This window comes from Streptomyces sp. SID12501 (assembly GCF_010550245.1).
Taxonomy (GTDB): domain Bacteria; phylum Actinomycetota; class Actinomycetes; order Streptomycetales; family Streptomycetaceae; genus Streptomyces.
Genome location: NZ_JAAGLU010000024.1, coordinates 47380 through 60332 on the forward strand (window position 1 = coordinate 47380; position 12953 = coordinate 60332).

Sequence of the window (12953 nt, forward strand, 5' to 3'; positions counted from 1 at the left end):
CTACTTTCGGGCCCATGGCGGACGACGAACCCACACGCACGGCACGACTGCTGGACGCCCAGGCCAAGGCCGAACGGCTCTTCACGGAGATCGAGGCGCGCGGGCTGGTCGCGCCGGGCGAGGGCGAGCGGGCGGTCAGCGACCGTGTCCGGGACCTGGCGAACGAGCTGTTCGGCACGACCCGGCACTGGCACAAGCGGATCGTGCGCTCCGGACCCAACACGCTGAAGCCCTACCGGGAGAACCCGCCGGACCGGGTGATCGGCGCGGACGACATCGTGTTCGCCGACTTCGGCCCGATCTTCGAGGAGTACGAGGCCGACTTCGGCCGGACGTTCGTGCTGGGCGACGACCCGGTCAGACACCGACTGTGCGACGACCTGCCGAAGGTCTTCGAGGCCGGCCGCCGCTTCTTCGAAGCCGACCCGGACATCACCGGCGCACGGCTGTACGCCGAGGTCGAACGGCTCGCGAAGGAAGCCGGGTGGGAGCTGGGCGGCTGGCACGCCGGACACCTGGTCGGCGAATTCCCGCACGAGTGGATCGACGGCGCGGACACCGAGTCGTACATCGCCCCCGCCAACGACACCCCACTGCGGCGCACCGACAAGGCCGGTCGCCGCTGCCACTGGATCCTGGAGATCCATCTCATCGACCAGGAAAGGGAGTTCGGCGGCTTCTACGAGGAGCTGCTCACCCTCGGCTGATCCGGCACCCCGGTTTCATGGAGAACGAGCCGGCCGGCCAGACACGATCGCGGGTCGGCGGGATCTCGGAGCGGCGTGCGATACCGGGACTCATTCGGCGCGGCGGCGCGCATTCCACCGCCGTCGCAGCCAGTCGCCCGCCTCCCCGATCGCCACCAGCAACCCCGCGGACGCAGCGCAGGGGGCGAGCTCCGCAGCCTGACCGAGAACCTTGCCCAACAGCCACAGAGCAAGCGTGAAACACACCCACCATGCGAGCACCGATCGTGTCGTGGGCCACCAGCGCGCCACTGCCTGCCTCATCGTCCTGTTCCTCCCCCGCGGCAGCGTCGAGCCTGCCGTACTGCTGAGATGGGACCCCGTTCTCGACCGCCTACTCTTGAAACATGACCAGCAGCAGTGACCGGAGCCCGGTAGTGGACGTTCAGAGAACCAGCACCTACGAAATCCGCACCTACGGGTGCCAGATGAACGTCCACGATTCCGAGCGATTGTCCGGTCTGCTCGAAAACGCCGGTTATGTGCGTGCTCCCAAGGATGCGGACGGCGATGCGGACGTCGTCGTCTTCAACACCTGTGCCGTGCGCGAGAACGCCGACAACAAGTTGTACGGCAACCTCGGCAGGCTCGCCCCGATGAAGACGAAGCGTCCCGGGATGCAGATCGCCGTGGGCGGCTGCCTCGCGCAGAAGGACCGCGACACCATCGTGAAGCGGGCGCCCTGGGTGGACGTCGTCTTCGGTACGCACAACATCGGCAAGCTGCCCGTCCTGCTCGAACGCGCGCGCGTGCAGGAGGAGGCGCAGGTCGAGATCGCCGAGTCCCTGGAGGCGTTCCCGTCGACGCTGCCGACGCGGCGCGAGAGCGCGTACGCGGCCTGGGTGTCGATCTCCGTCGGCTGCAACAACACGTGCACCTTCTGTATCGTCCCGGCCCTGCGCGGCAAGGAGAAGGACCGCCGCACCGGCGACATCCTCGCCGAGATCGAGGCGCTGGTCGACGAGGGCGTCTGTGAGATCACCCTGCTCGGCCAGAACGTCAACGCGTACGGCTCCGACATCGGTGACCGCGAGGCCTTCAGTAAACTGCTGCGGGCCTGCGGGAGGATCGACGGCCTGGAGCGCGTCCGCTTCACCTCCCCGCACCCGCGCGACTTCACCGACGACGTCATCGCCGCGATGGCCGAGACACCGAACGTGATGCCGCAGCTCCACATGCCCATGCAGTCCGGCTCGGACACGATCCTGAAGGCGATGCGCCGCTCGTACCGCCAGGAGCGCTACCTGGGGATCATCGAGAAGGTGCGGGCCGCCATTCCGCACGCGGCGATCACCAGCGACATCATCGTCGGCTTCCCCGGCGAGACCGAGGAGGACTTCGAGCAGACGATGCACGCGGTGCGCGAGGCGCGGTTCGCGCAGGCGTTCACCTTCCAGTACTCCAAGCGGCCCGGCACTCCTGCCGCCACCATGGACAACCAGATCCCGAAGGAGGTCGTCCAGGAGCGCTACCTGCGTCTCGCCGCCCTCCAGGAGGAGATCTCCTGGGACGAGAACAAGAAGCAGATCGGCCGCACCCTGGAGCTGATGGTCGCCGAGGGCGAGGGCCGCAAGGACGGCGCCACCCACCGCCTCTCCGGCCGCGCCCCCGACAACCGCCTGGTCCACTTCACCCGACCGGACACCGCGGTGCGCCCCGGGGACGTGGTCACTGTCGAGATCACGTACGCCGCCCCGCACCACCTCCTCGCCGAGGGCGCCGTCCTGAACGTGCGTCCCACGCGCGCGGGTGACGCCTGGGAGAAGCGCAACACCGCGGAGGCCGTCAAGCCGGCGGGCGTGATGCTGGGCCTGCCGGGGATCGGGGCGCCGGCTCCGCTGCCGGTGGCCGCGGGGAGCGGCTGCGGCTGCGACTGACGTCCTGCCACAATGCGAGTGGAAAGCGGGTGGAAAGGAGCACCACATGTTGCCGTACAGAGTCGCGTTCACCGAAGAAGCCGCCCATGTACGCGACAGCCTGTCCACCGACCGGCGTGACATGCTGGAGCGTGGCCTGGCCATACTGGTGACCGACCCGCGGCACAAGCTCTCCCACTCCGTCCGCGGTGACGAGACAACGCGTGAGATCGCCCTCTCCCGCAACCTCTTCATCGAGTACGTGATCAGTGACGGCAAGCTCGTGGTGCTCCTCCTCACGGTCATCGACCTGACCGACGTGCTCATCGAGGACTGACACCGGGCCGTCCTCCGGGGTTACCCTGCCGATCATGCTTGTCGCCGCCGCCGTCTGCCCCTGTCCGCCGCTCCTCGTCCCCGACGTGGCCGCGGGCGCCGCACCCGAGCTGGACACCGCGCGCGCCGCCTGCACGGACGCGCTGGGCGTGCTCGCGGCGTCCCTCCCCGACCGCCTGCTGGTGGTCGGGCCTGCCGGACAGAGCGGGCGCGGACCGCACCCGGAGGGCACCCGGGGCTCGTTCCGCGGCTTCGGCGTCGACCTCGACGTACGCCTGGGTACCGGGAACGCCGGTCCGGCAGCGACGGAACGGGAGTTGCCGCCTTCGCTCGCCGTCGCCTCCTGGCTGCTGGAGCGGACCGGCTGGTGCCAGGCGCCCGTGGAGGGCCTGGGTGTGGGGGAGCCTCTGGCCGCCGAGCGGTGCATCGCGGTCGGGAGGGAGATCGGCGGGCGGCCGGAGAGGGTGGCCCTGCTGGTGATGGGTGACGCCGGCGCGTGCCGCACGCTCAAGGCACCGGGGTACCTCGACGAGCGGGCGGCCGGGTTCGACGCGGACATCGCGCGGGCGCTCGGCTCGGCGGACGTGGCGGCACTCAAGGCGCTGGACGCGGAACTGGCGTACGAACTGAAGGTCTCGGGCCGGGCGCCCTGGCAGGTCCTCGCGGGCGCGGCCGAGAACGCCGACCTCGCGGGCACACTGCTGTACGAGGACGCGCCCTACGGCGTGGGGTACGTGGTCGCGGCCTGGTCGTAGCAGTTGTTGCTGCCGTTGCCGTGACACGGAGGACGGCCGGGAGCGTGGGCTCCGCAGCCGTCCGTCGATGTGTCGTGCTGTCGTTCGCGCCGGTCAGGAAGCCGGTGGTGGTGCGTCCGGCGGTGGCGTGAACGTGTCGTCCGGGGTGCCACCGTCCTTGTGCGCGAGTCGGTCCACGGCGCCCTTCGCCTTGCCGGTGCCCGTATGGATCTTGTCGCTGTACTTGCCCTTGGTCTTCTCGTCGACCACCTTCGCGGCCTTGTCGAGACCTCGCTCGATCTGGTCCTCGTGCTGGTGCGCGAAGTCCGCGACCTTCTCCTTGGCCGGGGCGAGTTTTGCTTTCAGATTGTCCAGCAGACCCATTTTTCGCCTTCCCTCGCGGGCGGTTACCTGCGGGCGCCCTCACCGGCCTCGCTGTCGGCGGCCTCCTCGGCGGACTGCTGCTTGGGGATCTCGACGACCTCGGTGGCGGGCACGGCCACGGCTTCCGTCATGTCCGCCGTGCTCTCCGTCCCGTCACCGCTGCCGGCCTCGGGCGACCCCTTCGCCGCTTCCGTCTCCTCCGCCGCCGGCCCGTCCGTCACGACGACGGACTGCTCGTCGGCGGTCGACGCCTCCTCCGTGGTCTTCGACCGTCCAAGAAGCCGTGCAAAAACGCCCATATCTACTCCATATATTACTCTTGCGGGCGAAATCCCGCGTCGCCCGGTGCGTCCGTTTGCGTCGCCCCCGTCACCGCCTCCCGAATCCGGCGGCGCGAACCTCGCAACTGGCAACGACCCCGGATCGCCGCCGTCACGTCGCTCGTTCGAGGACGCGTCCCGGGTTTGCGAGACTGTGGCGGTGAGCAGCGCAGCCCCCACCCCACGAGTCATCGCCGTCGTCGGCCCCACGGCAGCCGGAAAGTCCGATCTGGGCGTCTTTCTCGCTCAGCGTCTCGGCGGCGAGGTCGTCAACGCCGACTCGATGCAGCTCTACCGAGGGATGGATATCGGCACCGCCAAGTTGACGCCCGAGGAGCGCGGCGGAATCCCGCACCACCTGCTGGACATCTGGGACGTGACCGTCGCGGCCAGCGTCGCCGAGTACCAGCGGCTCGCCCGCGAGCGGATCGACGCGCTGCTCGCCGAGGGACGTTGGCCGGTCCTGGTCGGCGGCTCCGGTCTGTACGTCCGTGGCGCCGTCGACAAGATGGAGTTCCCCGGCACCGATCCCGAGGTCAGGGCCCGCCTCGAGGAGGAGCTGGCACTGCGCGGCTCCGGCGCCCTGCATGCCCGGCTGGCCGCCGCCGATCCCGAGGCCGCGCAGGCGATCCTGCCCAGCAACGGCCGCCGTATCGTCCGCGCCCTTGAGGTCATCGAGATCACCGGCAAGCCCTTCACCGCCAACCTTCCGGGTCACGACTCCGTGTACGACACCGTGCAGATCGGCGTCGACGTCTCCCGCCCCGAGCTGGACGAGCGCATCGCCCGCCGGGTCGACCGGATGTGGGCGGCGGGGCTCGTGGACGAGGTGCGCGCGCTGGAGGCGCACGGCCTGCGCGAAGGGCTCACGGCATCGCGCGCGCTGGGCTATCAGCAGGTGCTCGCGGCGCTCGCGGGGGAGTGCGACGAGGACGACGCGCGTACCGAGACCGTGCGCGCCACCAAGCGCTTCGCGCGCCGTCAGGATTCGTGGTTCAGACGCGATCCCCGGGTGCACTGGTTGAGTGGGGCTGCGGCGGATCTCACAGAACTTCCGCATCTCGCACTGGCGTTGGTCGAACGACCGGTCACAGCCTGATCACGTCCTGGCATCGGGACGCTCAGGCCGTCATCCAGGCCTCCGGCGCCGTGCCATCATCGAGCTTCGATCGACCAAGTGGAGTCCGAGTTGGGAGGGCGCGTGGCGATGGAAGCCGCCCCTCGCGACACCGCACAAGGCGCGGGACACGTCACAAGTGACGGTGGCGAAGCGGAACGGGACGAGGATCGTCTGAGCCCCGACGGGCCCGACGAGACACAGGGCGGCGTGACCGCCGACGGACCCGAACCGGACGAGATGTTCCTCGGGCCCGAGGTCGAGGTCGAACTCCGGCCGCAGCGCCGCCTGCGCATCTGGCAGCTCGCCCCGATCGTGGTCCTGGCAGCCCTGGGCTCCCTGATGTTCGCCTTCCCGCTGGCGTTCGACTTCGGAGACAGCGGAGCCGTGATCGCCATGCTGGGACTGCTCATCTGCTCCTGTGCGGCGGGCTGGGGCATGATGGCCGCCCGCCGGGTCGGCTACACGGCTCCGGGGCTCGGCGAGAGCAGCCGCCGGGACTGGCGGGTCGTCCCGGCGTACGTGGTGATGGTGGTCGTGGTCATCGGGCTCGCCGTGTGGAGAGTGGCCCGGCTGCGGTGAGGCGGGCGCCGTCATCGGGGGCTCTGCCCCCGGACCCCCGTTCGGCCTGAACGGCCTCGTCCTCAAGCGCCGGACGGGCTGGACGCGCATGGCCCGGCCTGCGAACCAGCCACGGCCCGTCGTGTCGTACCCGCCCCGTACGATCGAGGAATGAGCACGCGGATCGCCTTCCTCAAGGGGCACGGGACCGAGAACGACTTCGTGATCGTCCCCGACCCGGAGAACGTCATCGACCTCCCCCCGGCCGCCGTCGCCGCCCTGTGCGACCGGCGTGCGGGCATCGGGGGTGACGGGCTGCTGCACGTCGTGCGTTCCGCCGCGCATCCCGAGGCCAGGGGTATGGCGGCCGAGGCGGAGTGGTTCATGGACTACCGCAACGGCGACGGCTCGATCGCGGAGATGTGCGGCAACGGGGTGCGGGTCTTCGCGCGCTACCTCCAGCGGACCGGACAGGTGACCGAAGGGGACATCGCTGTCGCCACGCGCGGGGGCGTGAAGCGCGTACACATCGCCAAAGAGGGCGACGTCACCGTCGGTATGGGCAAGGCGCTCCTTCCCGAAGGGGAGGTCACCGTGCGTGTCGACGAGCGGAGCTGGCCCGCGCGGAACGTGAACATGGGCAACCCGCACGCTGTCGCCTTCGTGGACGATCTCGAGCACGCGGGCAATCTGTTCACCGCGCCGCCGGTCAGCCCGGCCTCCGTCTACCCGGACGGGGTCAACGTCGAGTTCGTGGTCGACCGGGGCCCGCGACATGTCGCGCTGCGCGTGCACGAGCGCGGGTCCGGTGAGACCCGCTCGTGCGGCACGGGCGCGTGTGCCGTCGCCGTGGCCGCCGCCCGGCGCGACGGTGCCGACCCGGCCGTGACCGGCACGCCGGTGACGTACACCGTCGATGTGCCCGGCGGGCGCCTGGTGATCACCGAGAGGATCGACGGCGAGATCGAGATGACGGGTCCCGCAGTGATCGTCGCCGAGGGCGAGATCGACGCGGAGTGGCTGGAAATCGCGGCACGCTGAAGCGGTCGTTGACTTGACAGTGCAGGCTGTAGGTCCTGTGGGCTATGGAAACGCAGGTTATAGGGCTCGCTATGGTTCGAAGTGGGGGTTGGCCTCGGCCCAGGTGGCTCGGAGGCACGGGTGTCTGGGTCGTCGCTCGAATGGGTGATCCGTTTCACGCTCGACGAGAGGTGGTCGGTCGCACGTGGTGGGCTCGGTAGCATCAAGCACCGGCCCGGACGGGGGAACAACGCCATCCCCTGAGCCGTCGTCCGCCATGGGGCATCCCGTCCGCCGGTCCAGGTAGCCGGAGGTGCCCATGAGTGCGGAGGCCACGAATCCCGCGAGCCCAGGTGCTGTGACGTCCTCGCCCAAGCTCACGGCCCCGCTGGAACAGGACGGGGCTCTGGCGCCCCGCCGACGGTCCCGCCCCCGGATCGACCTGCGCCGACTGGGCAGGGCCGCGTTCCTCGGCTCCGCGACCCGCGACCGGCTGCCCGACGCCATCGGCCATGTCGCCGAGGCGCATCGCGCCCACCACCCCGACGCCGACCTGGAACCGCTGCGCCGGGCCTACGTCCTGGCCGAGTCCTCGCACCGGGGTCAGATGCGCAAGAGCGGCGAGCCGTACATCACGCACCCGCTCGCTGTGACCCTGATCCTCGCCGAACTCGGCGCGGAGACCACGACTCTGACGGCGTCTCTGCTCCACGACACCGTCGAGGACACGGACGTGACGCTCGATCAGGTCGGTGAGGAGTTCGGCGCCGAGGTCCGCTTCATCGTCGACGGCGTCACGAAGCTGGAGAAGGTCGACTACGGCGCCGCCGCAGAGCCCGAGACCTTCCGCAAGATGCTGGTCGCCACCGGGAACGACGTCCGCGTGATGTCGATCAAACTCGCCGACCGGCTGCACAACATGCGCACCCTGGGCGTGATGCGCCCCGAGAAGCAGGAACGCATCGCCAAGGTCACCCGGGACGTGCTCATCCCGCTCGCCGAGCGGCTCGGCGTCCAGGCGCTCAAGACCGAACTGGAAGACCTGGTCTTCGCGATCCTGCACCCCGAGGAGTACCGGCACACCCGGGAGCTGATCGTCGACAACGCCGCCCGCGCGGACGACCCGCTCGCCGAGATCTCCGACGAGGTACGCGCGGTGCTGCGCGACTCGGGGATCCAGGCCGAAGTCCTCATCCGGCCCCGGCACTTCGTGTCCCTGCACCGGGCGTCGCGCAAGCGCGGCCAGTTGCGCGGCTCCGACTTCGGGCGGGTCCTGGTGCTCGTCAACGAGGACGCCGACTGCTACGGCGTACTGGGCGAGCTGCACACCTGTATGACGCCGGTCGTCTCGGAGTTCAAGGACTTCATCGCCGTACCCAAGTTCAACCTCTACCAGTCGCTGCATACCGCCGTCGCCCGTGCGGACGGCCAGGTCGCCGAAGTCCTCATCCGTACCCACCAGATGCACAAGGCCGCCGAGGCCGGTGTCATCGCGCTCGGCAATCCCTACGCTCCTCCTTCGGAGGAGCAGACCGGCGGCGACGGGGCGCGGGCCGACCTCGACGCCGACGGTGAGCGCATCGACCCCACCCGGCCCGGCTGGCTGTCCCGTCTCCTCGACTGGCAGGAGGCCGCGCCCGACCCCGACACCTTCTGGTCCACCCTGCGCGAGGACCTCGCCCAGGACCGTGAGATCACCGTCTTCCGGGCCGACGGGGGCTCGTTGGGGCTGCCCGAGGGCGCGAGCTGCGTGGACGCCGCGTACGCGCTGTACGGCGAGGACGCGCACGCCTGTATCGGCGCCCGGGTCAACGGCCGGCTGGCGACGCTGAGCACGGTCCTGCGCGACGGAGACACCGTCCAGCTCCTCATGGGGCAGGACCCGGCCTCCGAGCCCTCCAGGGAGTGGCTGGACCACGCGCACACGCCCGTCGCCAGGATCGCCATCCAGCGCTGGCTGGCCGCCCATCCGGCGCACAGCGATCCGGCGGATGTGCCGCCGAGATCCTCAGGGGACCCCTCGGAGGCCGAGGAGGCCACCGCCGAGGCCGCCCGAGCGGCCGTCGACGCCCGCTCGGCCCAGGGCGGTGCCGAGTCCGCCGACCCCGCCGCGACCGCCGTCGTCGACCAGCCCGGCGCGACCGTACGGCTCGCCGGCTGCTGTACGCCCGTACCGCCCGACGAGGTCACCGGCTTCGCCGTGCGCGGGGGAGTGGTGACCGTCCACCGGGTGGAGTGCGCCGGGGTGGCGCACATGAAGAGCACGGGGCGCGCGGAGGTCGGCGTGCACTGGGGGGACACCACCGAGGCCCGGGTCACCCTGGTCGCTGAATCGTTCGGGCGGCCCCATCTGCTGGCCGACCTCACCGAAGCCATCGCCCTGGAGGGCGTCGCGATCGTCTCGGCGACCGTCGAACCCCCCAGCCAGCAGCGCGTACGCCACACCTACACGCTCCAACTCCCGGACGCGGCGCACCTTCCGGCCCTCATGCGGGCCATGCGCAATGTGCCGGGCGTGTACGACGTGAGCCGGGCGCAGCATCACGTGGCGGTTCCCTGAGGCACCCGTTCGGGTGGGCCCGGCGCGAGTCGGCGCCCTCCGGCGGGCGGGCGCTGGTAGCGGTGGTGCATGCTGCTCAACCCCCGTACCCGGTTCACGTCGGCGCTGCTCGCCTCCGCCGTCTCCGTCTGCCTCGTCGCCGCGAGTGCCCCCGCGGCACCCCTGGGCGTCGGCGACCGCCTCTTCCCGCACCTGGGCAACCCCGGGTACGACGTGGCGTCGTACGACCTCGCCTTCAGCTACTCCGGAACCAACAGCAAGCCGTTGTCCGCCGTCACGACCATCGACGCCTGGACGACCACCGAACTCGAACGGATCAACCTCGACTTCTCCCATGGCACCGTCGGGTCGGTCGAGGTCGACGGTGAGCCGGCGTCGTTCACCGGTGCGGGCGAGGACCTGGTGGTGACACCCCGGGAACCGCTGCCCGCCGGGAGCTGGACGCGGATCACCGTGCGGCACACCAGCGACCCCGTGTCCCCGGCCGGCCGGGACGGCGGCTGGGTGCGGACGAACGACGGGCTCGCGATGGCCAACCAGGCCGATGTCGCGCACCTGGTGTTCCCGTGCAACGACCACCCGTCGGACAAGGCGATGTTCACCATCAGGGTCACCGCCCCGAACGGCTACACGGCCGTGGCCAACGGTCTGCCGACGGGCGTCGACCGGGTCGGCGGCGCCACGACCTGGACGTACCGTACCCAGCACCCCATGGCCACCGAACTGGCCCAGGTGTCCATCGGCCGCTCCACCGTGGTGCACCGCACCGGGCCGCACGGACTGCCACTGCGCGATGTCGTGCCCACCAAGGACCGGGCGCTGCTCGAGCCGTGGCTGAAGAAGACGCCCGCGCAGATCGAGTGGATGGAGAGCAAGGTCGGCCGCTACCCGTTCGAGACGTACGGGCTGCTCATGGCCGAGGCGTCGACCGGCTTCGAGCTGGAGACGCAGACACTCTCTCTCTTCGAGAGAGACCTGTTCACCGAGCCCGCGTACCCCGAGTGGTACGTCGACTCGATCATGGTGCACGAACTGTCCCACCAGTGGTTCGGCGACAGCGTCAGCCCGCGCACCTGGTCCGACCTGTGGCTCAACGAAGGACATGCCACCTGGTACGAGGCCCTGTACGCGGAGGAGAAGGCGGGCCGGAAGCTGGTGGACCGCATGAAGGCGGCGTACGGCGCCTCCGACCGCTGGCGGGCCGCCGGCGGACCACCCGCCGCCCCCAAGCCCCCCAAGCCCGGCCAGAAGATCGGCATCTTCCGCCCGAACGTCTACGACGGGGCCGCCCTCGCCCTCTACGCCCTGCGTCAGGAGATCGGCCGCCCGGCGTTCGAGCGGGTGGAGGAGGCCTGGGTCGGTCTCCACAAGGACGGCGTCGCGGGCACCGCCGACTTCGAGCGCCTCGCCTCCGGCATCGCCGGGCGCGATCTGAGCGCGTTCTTCCGGGCGTGGCTGTACGCGGAGAAGACACCGCCGATGCCCGGGCACCCGGACTGGAAGTCCGTCGCGCCCACGTCATAGCGCCACGGAATAACACCGTGACGAGACGGGGCGTGCCGTGCGACCATCTTCAGGTCGGCGGCACTGCCCCCGGCCTCGCGGGACGGATTCCGGGAATCTCCCGGGACGCTCGTGCGTTGTGGTCAGTGACGGGGCACGCTCCGTCGCCGCACACGCGACCCCATCGACGTAAGGATCCAATGACCTCCTCTTCTTCCCCTTCCCAGGACACTGAGCGCCTCGCGCACACCTACCCCGAAGGTCTTCGGGCCGATGCCCTGATGGAAGAGGACGTCGCCTGGAGCCACGAGATCGACGGAGAGCGGGACGGCGACCAGCTGGACCGCTCCGAGCGCGCGGCCCTGCGCCGCGTGGCGGGCCTCTCCACCGAACTCGAGGACGTCACCGAGGTCGAGTACCGCCAGCTCCGTCTGGAGCGGGTCGTGCTCGTCGGCGTCTGGACCACGGGGACCGTCCGGGACGCGGACAACTCGCTCGCCGAGCTCGCCGCCCTCGCGGAGACCGCGGGCGCGCTCGTGCTCGACGGCGTCGTCCAGCGCCGCGACAAGCCCGACGCGGCCACCTACATCGGCTCCGGCAAGGCCAACGAGCTGCGGGACATCGTCATCGAAACGGGCGCGGACACCGTCATCTGCGACGGTGAGCTGAGCCCGGGCCAGCTGATCCACCTCGAAGACGTCGTCAAGGTCAAGGTCATCGACCGTACGGCCCTGATCCTCGACATCTTCGCCCAGCACGCCAAGTCCCGTGAGGGCAAGGCGCAGGTCGCGCTCGCGCAGATGCAGTACATGCTGCCGAGGCTTCGAGGCTGGGGTCAGTCGCTGTCTCGTCAGATGGGCGGCGGCAAGGGCGGCGGCCTCGCCACACGTGGTCCCGGTGAGACCAAGATCGAGACGGACCGGCGCCGGATCCGCGAGAAGATGGCGAAGATGCGCCGGGAGATCGCGGAGATGAAGACCGGCCGCGAGATCAAGCGCCAGGAGCGCCGCCGCAACAAGGTGCCCTCGGTCGCCATCGCCGGTTACACCAACGCAGGCAAGTCCTCGCTGCTCAACCGCCTCACGGGCGCGGGCGTACTGGTCGAGAACTCCCTGTTCGCGACCCTCGACCCGACCGTGCGCCGGGCCGAGACCCCGAGCGGACGGCTGCACACACTGACCGACACCGTCGGTTTTGTACGGCACCTGCCGCACCACCTGGTCGAGGCGTTCCGCTCCACCATGGAGGAGGTCGGCGACGCCGACCTGATCCTGCACGTGGTCGACGGTTCGCACCCGACGCCGGAGGAGCAGCTGGCCGCCGTGCGCGAGGTCATCAGGGACGTCGGCGCCACCGGCGTACCCGAGATCGTCGTGATCAACAAGGCGGACGCGGCCGACCCGCTGACGCTCCAGCGGCTGATGCGGATGGAGACGCGTTCGATCGCCGTGTCCGCCCGCACCGGCCAGGGCATCGACGAACTGCTCGCCCTGATCGACAACGAGCTGCCCCGGCCTTCGGTGGAGATCGAGGCGCTCGTGCCGTACACCCACGGCAGCCTGATCGCCCGTGCCCACACCGAGGGCGAGGTGATCTCCGAGGAGCACACCGGGGAGGGCACGCTGCTCAAGGCGCGGGTGCATGAGGAACTGGCGGCGGAACTGGCACCGTACGTTCCGGCGGCAGCAGCGCTTTAGGCTCCGCCGGGTCGGGTGAGTTGCTTGTCTGCGGGTGCGTCGTGGCTGGTCGCGCCCACGCGGCGGAGCCGCAAATGTCAGAGCCCCGCGCCCCTGAAATGGGCCCCCAATGCCTTCGG

The 12953-nt window shown here is 70.3% G+C and carries 12 protein-coding genes; 10 read left to right on the plus strand and 2 right to left on the minus strand.

Features of this window, described 5'->3' with window-relative positions:
* Window positions 1–14: 14 nt before the first annotated feature.
* The 4 genes from G3I71_RS27225 (at window position 15) to G3I71_RS27240 (ending at window position 3693) form a co-directional block, all read left to right on the plus strand.
* Window positions 15–707, plus strand: coding sequence for a M24 family metallopeptidase (locus G3I71_RS27225; protein ID WP_164318320.1), 693 nt, complete (start codon window positions 15–17; stop codon window positions 705–707).
* A gap of 386 nt (window positions 708–1093) precedes the next feature.
* The gene (miaB, locus tag G3I71_RS27230; protein ID WP_164318322.1) at window positions 1094–2623 is read left to right on the plus strand and encodes a tRNA (N6-isopentenyl adenosine(37)-C2)-methylthiotransferase MiaB; all 1530 of its coding nucleotides are present in this window, start codon (window positions 1094–1096) and stop codon (window positions 2621–2623) included.
* A 46-nt stretch (window positions 2624–2669) separates the two neighbouring features.
* Window positions 2670–2939, plus strand: coding sequence for a hypothetical protein (locus G3I71_RS27235; protein ID WP_164318324.1), 270 nt, complete (start codon window positions 2670–2672; stop codon window positions 2937–2939).
* Window positions 2940–2973: 34 nt separating this feature from the next.
* On the plus strand, window positions 2974–3693 hold the full coding sequence (locus tag G3I71_RS27240; RefSeq protein WP_164318327.1) for a class III extradiol dioxygenase subunit B-like domain-containing protein: 720 nt from the start codon (window positions 2974–2976) through the stop codon (window positions 3691–3693).
* Window positions 3694–3786: 93 nt separating this feature from the next.
* Here the strand turns inward: G3I71_RS27240 and G3I71_RS27245 are convergent, their stop codons facing one another.
* Window positions 3787–4056 carry an antitoxin gene (locus G3I71_RS27245; protein WP_164318328.1) on the minus strand — a complete coding sequence of 90 codons (270 nt, stop codon included), beginning with the start codon at window positions 4054–4056 and terminating at the stop codon, window positions 3787–3789.
* A 23-nt stretch (window positions 4057–4079) separates the two neighbouring features.
* Window positions 4080–4355, minus strand: coding sequence for a hypothetical protein (locus tag G3I71_RS27250; RefSeq protein ID WP_164318330.1), 276 nt, complete (start codon window positions 4353–4355; stop codon window positions 4080–4082).
* A 181-nt stretch (window positions 4356–4536) separates the two neighbouring features.
* Here G3I71_RS27250 and miaA point away from each other — a divergent pair, with 181 nt between their 5' ends.
* The 6 genes from miaA (at window position 4537) to hflX (ending at window position 12834) form a co-directional block, all read left to right on the plus strand.
* Entirely contained in the window at window positions 4537–5475 is a 939-nt protein-coding gene (gene miaA, locus G3I71_RS27255) for a tRNA (adenosine(37)-N6)-dimethylallyltransferase MiaA (protein WP_164318332.1), read from the plus strand.
* Between the two features lie 108 nt (window positions 5476–5583).
* A complete protein-coding gene (locus tag G3I71_RS27260) occupies window positions 5584–6075 on the plus strand; it encodes a hypothetical protein (protein WP_164318512.1) in 492 nt (163 codons plus the stop codon).
* Between the two features lie 150 nt (window positions 6076–6225).
* Window positions 6226–7095 (plus strand): diaminopimelate epimerase, encoded by an 870-nt coding sequence (gene dapF / locus G3I71_RS27265; protein WP_164318334.1) that lies wholly within the window; start codon window positions 6226–6228, stop codon window positions 7093–7095.
* Between the two features lie 298 nt (window positions 7096–7393).
* Window positions 7394–9634, plus strand: a complete 2241-nt coding sequence (locus G3I71_RS27270) for a bifunctional (p)ppGpp synthetase/guanosine-3',5'-bis(diphosphate) 3'-pyrophosphohydrolase (RefSeq protein WP_164318336.1) — start codon at window positions 7394–7396, stop codon at window positions 9632–9634.
* Window positions 9635–9703: 69 nt separating this feature from the next.
* Window positions 9704–11158, plus strand: coding sequence for a M1 family metallopeptidase (locus G3I71_RS27275; RefSeq protein ID WP_164318338.1), 1455 nt, complete (start codon window positions 9704–9706; stop codon window positions 11156–11158).
* A 179-nt stretch (window positions 11159–11337) separates the two neighbouring features.
* Window positions 11338–12834, plus strand: a complete 1497-nt coding sequence (gene hflX, locus G3I71_RS27280; protein ID WP_164318340.1) for a GTPase HflX — start codon at window positions 11338–11340, stop codon at window positions 12832–12834.
* Window positions 12835–12953: the final 119 nt, after the last annotated feature.